Raw genomic sequence first — 17,446 nt, forward strand, 5'->3', positions numbered from 1 at the left:
GAGAGGTTTCGCCTCCTCTCTCCTCTTGTCGTATTACGCTTTGGCTGTTGCCCCTTGTTGAACTAACTGGCCTCCGCCATTCTCTAAAACCTTGATCATACCTTCTGCAGCACGATATGCTAGTGCGCCAACTGTTCCTGTAGGATTGGAGCTACCCATAAGTGGGAATGAAGAAGCCCCCACTACGAATAAATTATCCATATCCCATACTTGTGAATAGTTGTTTACAGCAGATGTCTCCGGGTCGTCTCCCATCACTACACCGCCACCTGTATGGTCAGATAAGGACGTCTTATCAAATTCCGTTTCCTCTGTAATTTCAGGAACAGTTATATGATCTGCACCCATTTGCTCTAGTAACTCTTTCCCTCTTTGATGAGCGTATCTGACAATGTTACGGTCTTGATCATGGAACCTACTCGTGACACGTAGTAATGGATCGCCGAATATATCCGTATACGTCGGATCCAAGTCCATATAGTTTTCACGCCAAGCAAGGGCACCGTTTTGTTGCTGAACGTCTATCCGACGGTTCGCATAGAAAATGGACTTGTCCTTGAACTCTTTCCCCCAAGATGGAACGTCTGCCGGAACATGGTTATTCGTAATCGGTCGATCTCCTCTTTGAGACGTACGCAAACAGAAACCATGCAAGAAATCGAGTTTCGTATGATCGAGTTGCTCCACGTTGAAATCATCCATCGTCACACCAAGTGCACCGGCACCTGCATAGCGATTGAATTTCTTCTCATCGAAGAATCCACGGACACGCGTATGCGTCAAATTACGCTGGTGAGCAGTCAAGTGGCTGCCGATGACGCCCGTCCCATCTTTCGGATTATATGGCTTGCCGATTTCGGACAACAGCATAAGACGAGTATTCGTGAAGGTAAATCCGGCCACAACGACTATATCTGCCGGTTGAATGAACTCTTCTCCTGTTTCTGTATCTACATATTTAATACCAACCGCTTTTCCATTTTCATGTACAATTCGAACCGCATACGCATGATTGCGCAACTCAAAATTACCACTTTTATATGCTGTAGCTAAAACCGTAGCAATCGGATCGGATTTCGCTCCGAAGTCACAGCCAAATGATTCACAAAACGCACAGTACACACACCCGTTGATCGTTTCACCATCCGGGTTCGTATACGTCTCGGATAGGTTAGCGGAAGCGATACGGTACGGATGATAGCCTAGTTCTTTTGCCGCTTTCGTAAAGGTGCGAATAATATCCGTTTCTTTCATTGGCGGTGTCGGGTAGTCATCCGAACGCTGCCCTGGTCGCAATGGATCTGGCTCGCCAGAAATACCGGCAGTTTTTTCAAACTGATCGTAATACTTCTCCAGCTCATCATATGTAATGCCCCAGTCTTTTAATTGCATATCTTTCGGAATGATTTTTTCTCCGTACTTTTCCACAGTCTTCGTATGCATTTCGAAATCGGTAGGGAGCCAACGGTATACCATGCCGTTCCAGTGTACACCTGAACCGCCAGTATCCGTACCATTGATCGCATTCGTATCGTTACTTCGGTTAGGTGTCGCCGTTTCGTCCAGTGTATTACGAATCGTCAATGTTTCTTTGTGCAATTCTTGGAACATGAGTTTTCGCACATCGTAGCGAAGTTCATCTTTTGCACCGACGAAATCTTCTCGTTTCTGCGCTTTCCCTCTTTCTAATCCGACTACCTTATATCCTTTTTTCGTTAATTCAGCTGCCGCAATGCCGCCAGCCCAGCCTGAACCTACGATGACCGCATCTACTTTATCTAATGTTTTTACCATTCTGTTCTCCCCTTTCCTATACTTTATTTAGGTTGATAATCTGTCAGGCTCACTTGATCCATTTTCACAAACTCATCTTCTTCAATCATATGGGCATATGACGAAATAGCTCCTGGATATTCTTTCATTTTCCAGCCTTTCATATCTCGATTGCCTCCGTATAATGGATCACAATACGCCCCTTCAAGCGTAGTAGAACGCAACAATGAGAAGAATCCTTTCGAACTGATGCCTTTGACTTCTACTTTGTCATCTGCAAAGTCCGTCATAATTTCTATTTGCTGATCTTCCGTCGCTTTGGCGAAATTCGTATCAAATCGTTTTTGACTCTCGGCATCCATGGCGCGTAATCCATTAATGAAAATCTGTCCACGATCGAGACTAGAGTCCGCAGCCGCTACTTTAGGACCTATAAAAGGACCTTGTCTGTAATCGCCTACATTGGAGCCATAAGGGCCTGCCAGCTGTTTATCGATATAATAAGGAACGCCTAATTCTATCGCCCCAGGACCGTTATCATCTTCTGGGAAAATTCGCTCCACTGCCTGTTCCAAAATAGCGAAATCGGCTAAACGTGTAAAATACATACGCGCTTCTTCATAGCGCTTCTCTTTATCGCTTCCTTTGCCAGCAGTCGAATTGGAGTTGGAATCATTTTTAGATCGATTGCTAAACAGACCTCCAAGCAACGCACCACCGGCTACACCTCCGACAGCAATTCCTGTGTTTTTGACGAAACTGCGGCGTCCTGGATCGGACACTTCATTTGTGTTCTTCGGGTTGTTCGAATTATGATCAGCCATTAGCTTGTCCTCCTTTTTATGTAAATAAGTCCACACTACACTAGCGGTGCATACGGGAATATATTTGCATTCAGTAAAATATTGAATGCTTATGCAATGAAGAGCGCATGATCTATGTATTCGCAACGCTAGTAGATACTAGATGAGCCAGCAAGTTGTAAGAAAAATACTGCATGAAAAAAAACGAACGGTTCCATGCACAGTGTACGTAATATGTCTGTATTTTTCAAACTATTAAACTTTACCCTATTAGTAGAGAAAGAAACATTATAATCCGATTACGTGTAATTATTTTTAAAATGTCACATCACTGCCCTTCATTCTCATACACTACTATGAGGTGAAAATATGATGAGGGTAAAATATCGAAATTCAGATATCGATTTAATGGCCAGAATGATGAGAGCGGAAGCGGAAGCGGAAGGAAATCTAGGCATGCTATTTGTTGGAAATGTCATCGTCAATCGTGCAATAGCCGATTGTCTGGACTTCAATGATGTACGGTCCATAAATGATGTGATTTTCCAAATACAAGGCAATAATTATTCATTCGAAGCGGTGCAAAAAGGAAACTTGTTTTATCAACGTGCGCGAAATTCTGAAAAGAAATTGGCTGAACAGACTCTAACGTACTGGCGACAACACCCCGCTCATTATGCTTTATGGTACTTCAATCCATACGGCCCCTGCCCGCCTACTTGGTATGATCAGCCGTTTACCGGGCAATTCAAAAATCATTGCTTCTATGAACCACTACCCGGTACGTGCGAAAGTGTATATATGGGATAAGGCAGGTGCCATTTACTAGCCTCAATTGAACATTTTGGTTGGGGATGATAAACTGGTCTTATGAACGCGATCGTACGTAACGAGTAACCACCTTCCACTTGGTCAGGGTAGAAGGTGGTTACTTTTCTATTTATACTACTAAATAACTCTCAAACAGGAGGTACTACTAGTGCAAATTATTACTTCACACGTCAATACCGACTTCGACGCGCTTGCTTCAATGATTGCAGCCAAAAAACTGTATCCCCACGCACAATTGATTATTTCGGACAAACTAGAACATCGCGTACAACGTTTCTTAAATATTTACCGGGATGTCTTCGACTTTGTGCCGAGCGCTCAAGTAGACTGGGAACAAGTGACCGAAATGATTATCGTCGATGTCGCGTCTTTATCTAGAATCGGTAAACTCCCTAATGATTTTGATGCCTCCACACGAAAAATCATCGTCTATGACCATCATCAAAAAGGAGAAAACGATGTGAAGTATGATGAAGGCATCGTGGAATTATCTGGCGCTGCCGTCACTCTGCTTATAGAAGAAATACGTAAACATGACATAGCTATTTCCAGTTTTGAAGCGTCTCTCTTCGGACTAGGCCTCTATACAGACACGGGAAATTTTACATACGCAAACACGACTGTTCGGGATATGAAGGCCGCTACCTATTTACTCGAGCAAGGGATGAGCCTCGAAATGGTGGGTAGTTTCGCAGAAGAAACGTTAACGTCCGCACAGCAAGATCTCTTAGATCAGCTGCTCACACATACCGAAATTCATGAAGTAGACGGCCTTGAAATTGCGGTCAGTACGCATGAATTGGATCATTTCGTCAACGGCTTGGCATTAATTACAACAAAGGTTTTAGGAGTTAAAGGAACGGATGCTGTTTTAACCGTCGTGAAAATGAAGAACTCCGTGTTCGTCGTAGGCCGTGCAAACTCAGAACGCATCACGTTGCAACCCATTTTGAAAAAACTTGGAGGCGGTGGACATCAACATGCAGGTTCCGCCACGGTGAAAAAAGGGGATAAAGAAGCGATTCTTGAAGAAATCAACAACAGTTTGGACACAATACTGCGCCCTGCGATTACCGCAAAAGAATTGATGACTTCTCCTGTCAAAACACTGACTCCTGATACTACAATCGAAGAGGCAGGCCGTCGCATGTACCGCTATGGACATTCAGGTTATCCGGTCGTCGAAAACAAAAAAATGGTCGGACTCATTACTAGACGTGATCTCGATAAAGGCAATCACCATGGACTCGGTCATGCGCCGGTAAAAGCCTATATGACGACTAACATCTACACGATCGGGCCTGATGCTTCACTCGAAGAGATCCAAGAGCTCATCATTCAGCACAACATCGGTCGATTACCTGTCATCGAAGACGGAGAAATCGTTGGCATTGTAACTCGATCAAACATTATCCAAGTACTATATAGTGATATGATGGCAGATAAAGAAACACCCGGCACTCCGCCTTCCCATGAACTCATTAACAAAATGAAAAAGCAACTGCCCGAAGAAGCTCTCCAGCTGTTAAAAGTAATTGGAGAAACAGCTAGTGAGATTCACCTACCTGTCTATTTAATAGGTGGAATTGTACGGGATATTTTATTGGACAAGCCAAATTTCGATATTGATATTGTGGCGGAAGGTAATGGAATCGAATTGGCGAATAGATTGATGGGAACATATGGTGGCGACGTTTTGCAACATGAAAGCTTCGGCACGGCAACATGGAATACGTCATCCGGTTTGTCGATCGATATCGTGTCGTCTCGACTCGAATACTACAGACAGCCTGCTGCCTTACCCGAAATTGAGACATCCGTTCTCGAAGATGATTTGCAGCGTCGTGATTTTACAATCAACGCGATGGCCATCCGTCTTAACATTGAAGCATTCGGCGAATTGCTAGATCCGTTTGGCGGACAAAATGATCTACGCGAGAAAAAAATCAAAATTCTTCACAATATTAGTTTTGTCGAAGATCCTACTCGAATCTTCCGAGCAGTACGCTTTGAACAACGCTTCGGATTTTCGATGGATGAACAGACGGAAAAATTGGCACTCGAATCGATCGACAAAGTGATCCATCTGTCACCACAACGTATGAACGAAGAAATGATCCGGTTGTTTACCGAAGGCAGTCCGCAAGAAGTCATCCGACGCCTATTTGAACTGAATATATGGCAACAGTTCGGTGTAGATGAAAAACAGTTAGATGCTTCGGTCGCTACGGCTGAACATCTAGAACGAGTCTACAACGAACAAGTACGAAAGATGACGAATTTAAAAATTGCGGAAAAACCTAGCTGGTTCAATTACTTTTTACTCCCCTTCTATTGCAATGATAGCTTGTATGCCGCAGAGAAATTCACGCTACGGAAAAACAGGAAAAAGTTGTTGGAAGAAGTGATGGAATTACAACGACATGAACAGTGGAAAGAATCCACACAAGCTGGAGACTACCATCTGTTTTTACGTGACTACTCCGATGAAGCCATTTTATTTATCCTAGTGGCCGATCAAGCACCTCATCTAGAAGCTGTGATTGAATATTTATATCGTCGTAACGAACTGCAAAGCTATTTGAACGGTAGCGATTTAGTCAAAGCAGGACTCAAGCCAGGCCCCACTTTCTCCAACATCTTGCTCCACTTGGAAATAAGCCAACTTACTGGTGAGGTGTCTTCTAAAGAAGAAGCCGATCAGTGGTTGAAAGAGTATGTATGTAAGCTTCAATGAATCATCGCAGAACACCCCGCATTTATCCATGAAACGCGGGGGGTGTTCGCTTTACTATATACTGGTCTAAGGTCAGCAACATTCCAATAAAAAACGCCTAGAAAGGGAGTGGATCACTCGAACTTTCCAGGCGTTTCGTTTACTATTGGGTTCTTCTATTTCGAATCCGCTCTAAATCCTGATTTATCATAACCGTATTTGTCATAACCATTTCTATCATAACCGAGCTTATTATATCCTTTACGGTCATAGCGATCCACGTCATAGCCCGACTTATCATACCCTTCATCATCTCGATCGGTACCATTTCGGTGGATGCCTTGAGGAGTGAAGCCATTGCAGTCGAACCCTTTTGTATCATACTTCGTACCATTCGCATGTTTGCCATCCCGATTAAAACCATAGCGATCATAGCCGAATCGGTTATAGCCTTCTTTATTGAAACCGTTCTTATCATATCCTTGCAAATTAAATCCTTTTTTATCATAACCTTGACGATTTCGGCCATTTTTGCCGAAACCTTCTCGATCAACGCCTGCTTTATTAAAGCCATCTCGATTATAGCCTTCACGATCCATGCCATGTTTATTGAACCCTTGAGCATCGTAGCCTTCCGAATCATAGCCCAGTGAATTCAAGCCTGATGCGTCGTACCCTGCTCGGTCGAAGCCATCTCGATTGTACCCGTGCTGATCATAACCTTCTTCGTCATACGTCTTTTCACTAATATGTGCGCCATCACGCGTAAAGCCTTCACGGTTGTATCCTCTTTTATTGAAACCTTGCGCATCAAAGCCTGCCTGATCAAAGCCATGATCATCGAATGGACTGTTATTTAGATGAACGCCTTTGAAATCAAAGCCTTTGCCGTCATACATCGTACCGTTCATATGTTTGCGATCACGATTAAATCCTCTTTTGTCATAGCCGAATTTATTGTAGCCTTGACGATTAAAGCCGTTCTTATCGTACCCTAGCTTATTATATCCATCCGTTCCATACCCTTGGGCACTCACACCGTATTTATTGAAACCGTACTTGTCATACCCTTGTTTGTTAAAACCCGCACGGTTGAAACCATGAATATCGTAACCGTCTCGGTTATAGCCATTCTTGTGAAAGCCTTGTCGATTGAAACCATCCGCTTTATAGCCTTCTTTGTCGTAGCCTTGGAGGTTATAACCGCTTTTATTATAACCTTCTGCATCGTAACCATACCGATCATAACCCGTTCGATCAAAGCCTGCTTTATTATAGCCAGTTGCCTTAAAACCGTCTCGATCATATCCTTGATTATTATAGCCGTTTTTGTCAAAGCCTTGTGCATCAAAGCCATACTTATCAAAACCACTCGCATTAAATCCTTGTTCATTAAACCCATGACGGTCATAACCAAACTTATTAAATCCTCGTCTGTCAAAACCTTCACTATTATAAATTGTCGTATCTCGTTCTATATTTTTACCTTTTAACGGATCACCATAATTCATGTCGTACCTCCGCACAATATGTTATCGAATTCACTCTCTCTATGCATCATACTACAAAAAGAGGGTAAACTCACCAAGTTTTGCAAGGGCGACAAATGAAGTGTAGTGAATTGACCCAAACTAGAACACATATATCCGATTACGGACTGAATGTTTAGCGTGGCGGTAGGTTTACTCTTTAAATATATGTTTCTTATGCCATTTCAAATATGGCTTGTTCTTCTCCGTTCGGTTCACTCGCATCTTGCTATGCAATCCGTACTTGTCGTAATTTTCTTCAGAAATTCTTGAAGAAATATAAATCTTACCTGTGCCGTCAAACGCAATGAAGCCGTTATGATAGAGCGCATCATGATTGCGACAAAGAAGGATGCCATTGTTCGGATCGATGCGTTCGTTGTTCGTGCAATCTTTCCAAGGTTTAGCGTAGCTGGCTTGCAATAACTCGGGCAGCTCAATGTCGCAGAGTGCGCACTGATCATTCCATAATTGCATGAGTTCTTTGCGGAATCGCTGGTGCGCCATTCGCACTTTCGTTTTCGTTTCCGATTCGGTTTCAGCGAGAACCGGAATGAGAAAATCATGCTCCGTCTTCTGCACGATGCCCATGACGAACTCCAATTGCTCCTCATCGATTTCATAAATATTCAAATCTGCAATCAACTCAACTAATTTAATCGTCAGTTCTTCGTTACACGGGAAGAGATAGCCTTGATTTCCATTGCCGTTCTCTTGAAATGCAGAATACTTGATCGGCAATAAAGGAAGAAGTTCATGGAAACACTCCGCAATGGTCAACGGATGATCAAGTTCGTGATAGTCCACTTCCACCAAGTACCCTTTGGCGTCTTCACTATCTATCAACGGAATCCCAGACGGTTTTCGCTCCTCGCGGTAACTCGACTTCGCCACACTTATGGCAACCATATCCCCTTTTACATAATGAAAGATCCGATCTCCTTCGCGTACTTCTTTCATTCGTTCCCAAAAATGATGAACATTGCCTATACTGTCTTGTTGCAATGACCAAAGCACACCCAATTCTTTCTCTTCATCATATGTACGTCCTTGCATCACAATATAACTTTGCATCGTGCATCACTCCTATATGCGCTACGTGGTTTCCTCAAGTATAAGGCTTTACTGGATGACTAGGAAATTATTGCTTTAGCATCGTATAGTTCTTCATAATCAGTACAAAACCTGTTGACTGACCGTCTATTCACGCCATTAGTATAATGAAATTACAATACCCTTCGCTTACGGAAGACTATAATTCATCGTATTATAAGAAATCCATCCCGTATAGTAGCTACCGTGTAGTTCTACTTCAACCTTGCACCACGTTCTCTCAGTGCTTTCTACTTGCGTATCCACAATATACACTTCAGTTCCTCTAGGTAAAGCTACAAGTACTTTCCCATTCAATGTAGGCGCAGCCCGTAGGTTACCTGAACTCGTCACGACCGTTTGATACGTATACAACACATTGCTCGCTGCAATTCGTGCTCGTTCTAATTTCAACAATTCGATTTCCTTATTTTTAGCGGCAGCTGCTGCTTTTGCCTCTTGACTTCTCTTTTCATCTTCTATAGCTTTTGCCTGCTCTTCTTCTTCCTCTTTTGCAAGCGCATCCTTTTTCTTCATATCTTTCTCTGTAGCGATCAGCGTATCTTTCAAATCTTTCATATTCGAAGATGCAGGTGCTACGCGCAAGTAATTATTGACCATCTCATACGCTGCTTCAAAATCTCTATTCTCCATCAATTCTTCTATTTCCAAAGTACTTGCCTCTTCTATATTCTCCAACTCTTTTGTAGCTTTTTGAAATAACTCATCCCGATTGTCTGGTATTTTAGAAAAATGTTTAATGGCTTTGTATCGATCATTCGTATCCAATGATTCCATACCGAGTTCATACTGCTCGTTTGCTTCCTTTAATTCAAGTGCGCGTTCTCTCTTTTCCATTACACGATCGGAATAGTTAGCTGTCAGTAGATGATCGTAAATGGCAATTCCATTATCAAACTTCCCAATCGCAACTAATGAATCAGCCTTCTTCACCATGCGGTTGTCTTTAATAGTCATAAACAAAAATACACTGACTACTAAAACTACTACGGACAATACAGATATAACAATAATTTTCTTATTGCCTCTAGTTTTCTTCGAACTATCACTTCTTTTCTCCATTTCTAATGCCCCCTTTATTTAGATGTTGCACAATCTATGTATTGAATCATGAAATTTATACGGCTACATTTTTCTCAATATTACTTCAATTTCTAGATCAGCAGTCAATAGCAATACTATTATACTATGATCTTTGACTCACCACACGCACTTTCCACAATTTTCATACAACTATATAGCATCATTTGTTGCGATCGGACATAGTTCCACATCGCACATCAAAAAACCCAACAGAAAATACTATCTGTTGGGTATTCGATTCCCTATCATGAATTTTTCGGGCTAAGTACTTGCTCACTCCGTCCATTCTTTCAACAAGACCTTACACCCTTCGATAATATCAGGCGCCACTACACCGTAATTCGAATAGACTTCCGCCTGGTTTTCACCCGCTTTTGCATGTACATAAGCAGCGGCAATCATCGCTTCTTTTGGCGTAGCCCCCTGTGCAAGAAATGATGCAATCAAACCAGTTAACACATCACCTGACCCGCCTTTACCAAGCGCGTCACTGCCAACCGGATTCATATACACTTCCCCGTCAGGCGTAGCAATGATTGAGCGATGTCCTTTCAATAGCAAATACAGCTGATGTTCTTCAGCAAATTGCTTCGCGATCTCCAGCCGATTCGTTTCAACCTCTTGAACGGTCATATTCAACAACATTGCCATTTCCCCGGGATGTGGTGTACATACTACAGGGCCTTCATACCGACAAATGATATCCAGCATATTTCGAGACAAGAACAATCCATCAGCATCTACTACAACCGGTTGTCCACTTAAAGACTCCCATAGCGAACGCATCCACGACTCGCCACCTTCAAACCGACTCACCCCCGGCCCAACAGCTACTACATCAAATGAATGGAACTTCTCTCCATCATGAAACGGATTCCCAAAATGACCATTTGTTTCTTCCATAGGCCAAAACAGTGCTTCAGGTAGTTGTGTAGCGGCCATTGGATACATCCCTTGTGGTACACCGAGCGTCACCAAACCCGCACCTGAATGCAAAGCTGCTTTCGCTGTAAAAATGGGTGCGCCAACATAGGACTTCGAACCTCCGAGTACGAGCACATGTCCAAACGTCCCCTTATGTCCATGCTTCGGTCTTTTTGGCACAGCGGCTGAAGCGACTGCTTGCGTGATCACACGCGGTAAAGTTAGCGAAAGCTCGTCTACAATCGACAGTGGAACAGAAATATTCACAGCTTTCCAATTTCCGATATATTGTGGTCCTTGTTGTAGAAAAAAACCTTTTTTTGGCACAACAAACGTAATCGTCTGATCTGCACACACTGCCAAATCAGCCACTTCTCCCGTATCACTATTCACCCCTGACGGCACATCTACCGCCACAACATATTTTCCTGATTGATTAACTAGCTCAATTACTGATCGGATCGGCTCACGAATCTCGCCAGTTGCACCCGTTCCAAGTAGCGCATCCACAATATAATCTGCCTCAATTAACAGGCGCTGTAGTTCCGGCATCGTCTCTTCATTCACATACACAATCGGCAATTTCCGATTCCTGTACACATCGAAATGCATCTTCGCATCCCCTTGTATATGTACCGGGTCTACAGCCAAGCACAGCGTACAGTGTTTCCCTTCATCAAGCAGACGTCGCGCAATGACGAAACCATCCCCACCATTATTGCCACCACCCGCCACGACTAGAAATTTCGCATCATGCATGTCGCTAGCCCGTCGCAACAATTCATCCGCTACTTCCGCTCCCGCATTTTCCATCAACACCGTCCCCGGCAGTCCGAGCGTTTCTATCGTATACTGATCCATCTGCCGCATATCTTCTCGTCCCGCTGCAAACATCCTATCTCCCCCTTTATTTTTGAATGAACACCATGAAGCCACACTATATTACGTTGCCTTGATTATCTTCTGAACAAACAGTACTTGTCCAGTTATTTACCAATCCGTTACATGGCAACACGTACTCATGCAACTTAGCCCCTTCTACATGCAGGTCACTATAAAAGCCATTGTTCGATGTTCATCACCGTGTTACGATTCAGCCATGAAGACTAAATAGAGGTGATGATCATCCGGCTGAAAATTGAAGAATCCAATGAATTTCAGGAGATTGAAATCACCATCCAATGTCCTGAAGTAGATGAGCGTTTATCCCGCCTCATACATTAAACTGCGTCAGGACCACAAACAATTTGGAATATTTATGCTATGATACACATAACCAATACTACCGTTTAAAAAGAGGTGAATGAATGGATTTCCTTGCTTGGACGATTATTGCTTGTGAAATAGGCTTTTGGGTTGTCATTCTCGCGGGCCTCATTACGCGATATGTATTCAACAAAAAACGGCTCGGTTTATTTTTCCTAGCATTAACACCAGTCATCGATCTACTATTACTAGTCGTCACGGCTACCGATCTGTATAACGGGGCGGTTGCCACACAAGTTCATGCTATTGCGGCGATTTATCTCGGTGTATCGATCGCATTCGGAAAAAGCATGATTCGCTGGGCGGACGAACGCTTTCTTTACTACATTAAGAAGCAAGGCACAAAACCTGAGAAGAAAACAGGATATGCCCATGCGCGCCATTCCGTAAAAGGTGCGTTGCAACATGTGCTAGCCTTGATCATCGGTGGCGGGTTCTTGTTTGTCATGATTTATCTAATTGGAGATGCCAATAAAACAGAAGCCCTCTCTCAAATGCTGAAATTATGGGCGCTTATTGTAGGCCTTGATATCGTCGTCTCACTTTCTTACTTCATTTGGCCACGGACTGAAAAAGTGAATCGGCATGGGTAACATGCTGTTTTTATGAAGAAAATGACGAAGTAGAAAAAGGGTTGTATGTTAAAATAATTATAAGTGGTTAGCTTCTTAAGCAATCGGGCCAGATTAATCTACATGGGGGGCGTTATTATTGAGAAGAGGAAGTATAGGCATGGCTTTATTTACAGGTGCATTTGTATTGATAGTAATGCTTTTTATTGAGTATTTAACCCCCGATATCAATACTATAATAAAGATTATCGTTGTCGGTTTATCAGCTATGATTGCTGGCATGATCGGCAATAAGTTTTTTCCAAATAGGCAATGATATTATGCAATCGGGTACGATTCCGTAAGTAGGATTTGCTCATACGTCTAATTAGTAATTAACCAATTAGCACTGTATAATATAAGGTAAGATTATACTGATAAAGGGGTTGTTGATATGAAGGCATTGGATCTTGACTCAAAAGAATTTAGACGAGTGATGCATAATCTTCATCTCGAAAATTTGAAAATCTCTTCTGATATGCAGAAAACAGTCTTAGAACTCATTAACAAAAAGACCTCAATTACCCCTACTTTAATTAAGGATCTATTGCGGCATGGGAAAGTATAATGATAAAGAAATTGATGATTACCTAATAAAACACAATTTATTGGAGATTAATTCTCACAAAGAACTTGAAAGAGCCGAAGCATTGGCATTTTCTCTTCGTGCAATGGCACTAGAACAAAATGATTTCATGTTCGAATCATTTACCTTGAAAGAGTTTCAAGAACTGCATCATTATCTATTTCAAGATATCTATCCGTTTGCAGGGGACTTTAGGGATGTTCAACTCATGAAAGGTGCTACTCGTTTCTGTCAAGTTCAATTCTTGAATAGCTATGCAAGTAACTTGTTTATGGAGTTAAATGATGAGCCTCTTTGGAATTCATTGAATGAAGCAGCGGATCGTTTAGCTTATTTTAAAGCAGAATTAAATATGTTGCATCCTTTTCGTGAAGGAAATGGTAGAACTATCCGGATTTTTCTACATGCTTACGCAATTAGTAGAGGAATTGAGTGGTCATATGAAACGCTAGAGAGTGAAAAGTATCTGCATGCTATGATCCAATCTGTCACTGATTTAACGTCGCTAAGAGAAGTATTCTTGGAAACGATTCAATACGTTGGATAATATAAAGGGCACTAATCTTTTACACAGATTAGTGTCCTTAGTTCATATCGGGGGGCATTCTTGAAAAAGAAATACTCTTATTTTATCAATAGAGCCAGATTATGAAATAGTTTGCCATGTGAAGAAAAAAAGTTGGATAAAAATGATGAAATAGTGGGCTTTGCAATATCCTACATAATAATTATTATGTTTCAAATAACCAATATATATATATACTTGTCAGTAAAGATTCAATTATTGCTTGCTAAGTGGCTAGCGACGATTTCATTCATCGGTTTTATGTTTTTAATAACACCAGTTGCTAAACTAATCCCGAAGTCAAAAAAGTAGGTTGGTGTTTTATTAAAGGACGCGTTCCCTAACGAAGACTAGCGCTAGCATTGCATCAATCGGGCGCAATTCTAGCATAAAGATTTGCGTCCATTCATCAATTGGGCCACTTTCTTGCAGAGAGTATAGTGAAGTAAAGACGGGAGGGTGAAAATGGATATATTCATTCCCATTGGTATAGGTCCCTTTACAAATTTATTGGTTTTTATTATTTCCAAAGCATTTAAACAAACCAATCAAAGATCATTACAGATTAGCTTTTTTTCCTTTTTAGCAGTTCTTCTCGCATCGTTCATTATTGGTGCTTGGATAGGGATGGGTATTGCTGTTATTAGTTCAGGCATGCTTATTTTTGTTATTTTAGCTAGTATTATCACCACCCGTTTAGACTCGAAAAATAGTAATGAAGACTAAATAAACGGGCGCGATTCTTTGGTAATACACTTTTAGTTGATTGGAGTGCAAGTCGTCGACTCCCGAGAGGATTAGCGTGTGCCTGAGACCCTGGGGTTAAGGCTGCCTTAATTTCTGTAAAGTACTCAGAAATACGGCAAAGCGAACTCTTCGTGGTTCGCTTGGCTCAAGCTACGCCCTCCGGAAAGCGTACGGCGCAAATCAACGTGTTTAACACTATTCCAGATACAGAGGTTTTTCAGAAACAAGGCTATGTCAACACCAAGTCATTTTGTGGAAGCCGATTTTTAAAAATGATATTTAAATAAATTTTAAATGAAAGGATGGGACTATTGTGGGATTAAATGACTTTAACGTCACACCTGAAAAACTTATAGGTAAGACCGTTTCCGATGTTGCTGTTACTGCTAATGCTGTAGTTATAAAGTTTACCGATAGCACGTATTTAGACATCTATCTCGATAATTCAGCACAAACATTAAAAACATCAACTAACAAGCTAGAAGGATAAAGAAATCAAGAAATCTTCTAAAACTATCGGGCGCAATTCTTGTATAAGAGTTTTGCACCCGATTCAGTAATAGAGCACAAATGGTTAAATAAACAATGCGCACTTATTATTAGCAAAACATAACAAATAAACGCTCGAAAACGAGCATTTATTTGTATTTCTATTGTCAATCCACTGCCGAAACATACACCCATTAGGTTGCTGTTTGCATTGCTTTTAATGTTTTTCCCAGTAACCGATTAACCGGACCCGTTAGACTTTCACGATAGCGCTCTTTCATTACGCTAGTACCAATCAAATCCGATTCCAAAAACGTTTTTTCGCGATGGCTTCGAGAAACTTTTCAGGGAAGTTTGAGTTGTCAGCGGCTGTTATGATGCCAGGTGCGTCTTGATCCTGGATGAATGATTCCTGGCCTGATGCCACGCCGATCGGTTTTAAATGCATAAACTGCATACGTATAAAATCTTCGATATGCTGATCGAACATCATCTGATTTGCAGATGTGCCACCTACGACATAAATGGCGTCATATAGCGCAGGGTGCGATGTCAGAAATGACTTGGCAGGGACGAGTTCGGTACCATCGTCACCTTTTACGGCTCCTAGCTTTTCGGAAACTACTTCGATCAAGACACCGTTTTTGGCGAGCATATCCAGTGTATTATTCAATTCTTTCCCATTAAACCCGTTGCCGACTAAAACGCCGACCTTCTGTGTCATCGGGGAATGCGGAGAATTGAGCTGGCTGAGAGAAGGATAGCTCTTGTCCGTTTTGACTTGCTTGGTCTTCGGCTTGTCTACACCAACATTATCCGCAATCCGTGTAGCCATCTCCTCATCCACATTCGCCCACATCTCGACACTTTTTTGACGGATATCTTGATTGTTTACACTGCCGATATGAAAGCTGAAAGACTCAACGAGGTCATCTTTTTCCGGCTTGCTCAGACTGTTCCAAAATATTCGAGCCTGCGTGAAATGATCTTCGAATGAATCGCTCGGTTGTTCACGAGTAATATTTCCTTCAACTTTGCCCGGATAATTTTCATATCCACCTTCTTCGGGTGGGGTTTCAGCCGGCGTATTATCAGCAAGTGAATTATTGTGATAATGAACAGTGCCAGTGTCAATCGGAACTTTGTAAGAACCGTCACGAAGATTATTATTCACTTCTGCGATGGGTCGGTTGACTGGTAGCTCTTCGTAGTTCGGTGTATTCTGGCGGTAGAGTTCTGTGTCTCGATAAGCAAATGAACGGCCCTGTAATACTGGATCATTCGAAAATTCAATGCCTGGCACGACATTTGACGGATTGAATGCAGACTGTTCCTCTTCAGCGAAGAAGTTGTCAACCAGGCGGTTCAATGTCATCTTCCCGATGATCTTAACAGGGATCACCTCTTCAGGCCATAACTTCGTATCATCTAGAATATCAAAGTCATACTTGAATTCATCTTCCTCCGCGATCAGCTGTACGCCTAGTTCATATTCAGGGTAGGAACCTGTTTCGATCGCTGTAACTATGTCACGTCTATGATAGTCAGGATCTACACCGCCTATCAGATTGGCTTCATCCAGCTTAAGGGAGTGAACTCCGAGTTTCGGCTTCCATACAAAACGGACGAAAGTCGACACGCCTTGATCATTTACGAAACGGAAAGTATTGACTGGATAACCTTCCATCATCCGCCAGCTTCTTGGTCGTCCGCGCATCGACATCAGCCACATAATCATATGAGCGGATTCAGTATTGCTGACGACGTAATCCCAGAAATTATCGTGTGCGACCGTTGCCTGAGGCAGATCGGTCTTTGGGTTAGGCTTGGCGGCATGTGTCACTTCCATGAATTTCATCGGGTCGGATAGGACGAAAACAGGAAATTGCAATGAGAGTGAATCATAATTCCCCTCTTCTGTATAAAATTTTACCGCGAAGCCGCGAATATCTACGGCTGTATCTTTTGAACCCTTGCTTCCAACAAAATTGGAAAAACGGACGAAAACAGGCGTTTTCTCTCCCACATTCTGCAAGAACTTTGCTTTCGTGTAATCTTTCATAGACTCATAGACCTCGAAATTTCCATAGACACCAAAACCTCTTGCATGGACTACTTTCTCAGGTATCCGCTCACGGTGGAAATGCGATTGCTTCTTATAGAAATGAAAATCCTGCATGAGAAGAGGGCCACGTTTTCCCGCACGCAATGACTTTTGATCATCAGATACTTTCATGCCGCTTTCCTCAGTCATTTGCTTGCCGGGTCCAGTGTTTTCTTTACGATATTGCTCAAGCTGCTGATCTTTCTTGTCTTGCTTGTGACTCTGCTGATTATGCTTATCCATCCACACATCATCCTTTTCAGTAAGTTTTTCACTATTGGAAACTGACAAATGTTTTCCTTCAGT

The 17,446-nt window shown here is 42.2% G+C and carries 14 protein-coding genes; 7 read left to right on the forward strand and 7 right to left on the reverse strand.

All coding sequences use genetic code 11. From position 1 onward, the window contains the following. Positions 1 to 33: 33 nt before the first annotated feature. Both SporoP17a_RS04810 and SporoP17a_RS04815 read right to left on the reverse strand, forming a co-directional pair. Positions 34 to 1,794, reverse strand: coding sequence for a GMC family oxidoreductase (locus tag SporoP17a_RS04810; protein WP_083033114.1), 1,761 nt, complete (start codon positions 1,792 to 1,794; stop codon positions 34 to 36). Between the two features lie 23 nt (positions 1,795 to 1,817). Then, positions 1,818 to 2,597, reverse strand: a complete 780-nt coding sequence (locus SporoP17a_RS04815; protein ID WP_083033117.1) for a gluconate 2-dehydrogenase subunit 3 family protein — start codon at positions 2,595 to 2,597, stop codon at positions 1,818 to 1,820. Between the two features lie 348 nt (positions 2,598 to 2,945). On the opposite strand from SporoP17a_RS04815, the gene SporoP17a_RS04820 reads away from it, so the two are divergent. Continuing rightward, positions 2,946 to 3,386, forward strand: a complete 441-nt coding sequence (locus SporoP17a_RS04820) for a cell wall hydrolase (RefSeq protein WP_083033120.1) — start codon at positions 2,946 to 2,948, stop codon at positions 3,384 to 3,386. A 169-nt stretch (positions 3,387 to 3,555) separates the two neighbouring features. Continuing rightward, the gene (locus SporoP17a_RS04825) at positions 3,556 to 6,144 is read left to right on the forward strand and encodes a CBS domain-containing protein (protein ID WP_083033122.1); all 2,589 of its coding nucleotides are present in this window, start codon (positions 3,556 to 3,558) and stop codon (positions 6,142 to 6,144) included. A 155-nt stretch (positions 6,145 to 6,299) separates the two neighbouring features. Here the strand turns inward: SporoP17a_RS04825 and SporoP17a_RS04830 are convergent, their stop codons facing one another. The 4 genes from SporoP17a_RS04830 to SporoP17a_RS04845 form a co-directional block, all read right to left on the reverse strand. Next, positions 6,300 to 7,634 carry a hypothetical protein gene (locus SporoP17a_RS04830; RefSeq protein ID WP_083033125.1) on the reverse strand — a complete coding sequence of 445 codons (1,335 nt, stop codon included), beginning with the start codon at positions 7,632 to 7,634 and terminating at the stop codon, positions 6,300 to 6,302. Positions 7,635 to 7,805: 171 nt separating this feature from the next. Further along, positions 7,806 to 8,726: an HNH endonuclease gene (locus SporoP17a_RS04835; protein ID WP_083033127.1), complete on the reverse strand. Its 921-nt coding sequence runs from the start codon at positions 8,724 to 8,726 to the stop codon at positions 7,806 to 7,808. A gap of 168 nt (positions 8,727 to 8,894) precedes the next feature. Further along, positions 8,895 to 9,827: an SH3 domain-containing protein gene (locus SporoP17a_RS04840; protein ID WP_083033129.1), complete on the reverse strand. Its 933-nt coding sequence runs from the start codon at positions 9,825 to 9,827 to the stop codon at positions 8,895 to 8,897. 294 nt (positions 9,828 to 10,121) lie between these two features. Then, the gene (locus SporoP17a_RS04845) at positions 10,122 to 11,666 is read right to left on the reverse strand and encodes an NAD(P)H-hydrate dehydratase (RefSeq protein ID WP_083033132.1); all 1,545 of its coding nucleotides are present in this window, start codon (positions 11,664 to 11,666) and stop codon (positions 10,122 to 10,124) included. 413 nt (positions 11,667 to 12,079) lie between these two features. Here SporoP17a_RS04845 and SporoP17a_RS04850 point away from each other — a divergent pair, with 413 nt between their 5' ends. The 5 genes from SporoP17a_RS04850 to SporoP17a_RS16850 all read left to right on the forward strand — a co-directional run bounded on the left by SporoP17a_RS04850 (position 12,080) and on the right by SporoP17a_RS16850 (position 15,037). Next, positions 12,080 to 12,631 (forward strand): hypothetical protein, encoded by a 552-nt coding sequence (locus SporoP17a_RS04850; protein ID WP_083033134.1) that lies wholly within the window; start codon positions 12,080 to 12,082, stop codon positions 12,629 to 12,631. A gap of 139 nt (positions 12,632 to 12,770) precedes the next feature. Next, positions 12,771 to 12,926 (forward strand): hypothetical protein, encoded by a 156-nt coding sequence (locus SporoP17a_RS16845; protein ID WP_167693342.1) that lies wholly within the window; start codon positions 12,771 to 12,773, stop codon positions 12,924 to 12,926. 277 nt (positions 12,927 to 13,203) lie between these two features. After that, on the forward strand, positions 13,204 to 13,782 hold the full coding sequence (locus SporoP17a_RS04860) for a Fic/DOC family protein (protein ID WP_083033139.1): 579 nt from the start codon (positions 13,204 to 13,206) through the stop codon (positions 13,780 to 13,782). A 483-nt stretch (positions 13,783 to 14,265) separates the two neighbouring features. Beyond that, on the forward strand, positions 14,266 to 14,526 hold the full coding sequence (locus SporoP17a_RS04870; protein WP_083033146.1) for a hypothetical protein: 261 nt from the start codon (positions 14,266 to 14,268) through the stop codon (positions 14,524 to 14,526). A gap of 334 nt (positions 14,527 to 14,860) precedes the next feature. Continuing rightward, positions 14,861 to 15,037, forward strand: coding sequence for a hypothetical protein (locus SporoP17a_RS16850; protein WP_167693381.1), 177 nt, complete (start codon positions 14,861 to 14,863; stop codon positions 15,035 to 15,037). Between the two features lie 294 nt (positions 15,038 to 15,331). On the opposite strand, the gene SporoP17a_RS04875 is transcribed toward SporoP17a_RS16850, so the two are convergent. Continuing rightward, complete coding sequence (locus tag SporoP17a_RS04875; protein WP_083035906.1) at positions 15,332 to 17,383, reverse strand: catalase; 2,052 nt, start codon at positions 17,381 to 17,383, stop codon at positions 15,332 to 15,334. Positions 17,384 to 17,446 lie beyond the last annotated feature (63 nt).

Source organism: Sporosarcina ureae, assembly GCF_002082015.1.
GTDB classification, from domain to species: domain Bacteria; phylum Bacillota; class Bacilli; order Bacillales_A; family Planococcaceae; genus Sporosarcina; species Sporosarcina ureae_A.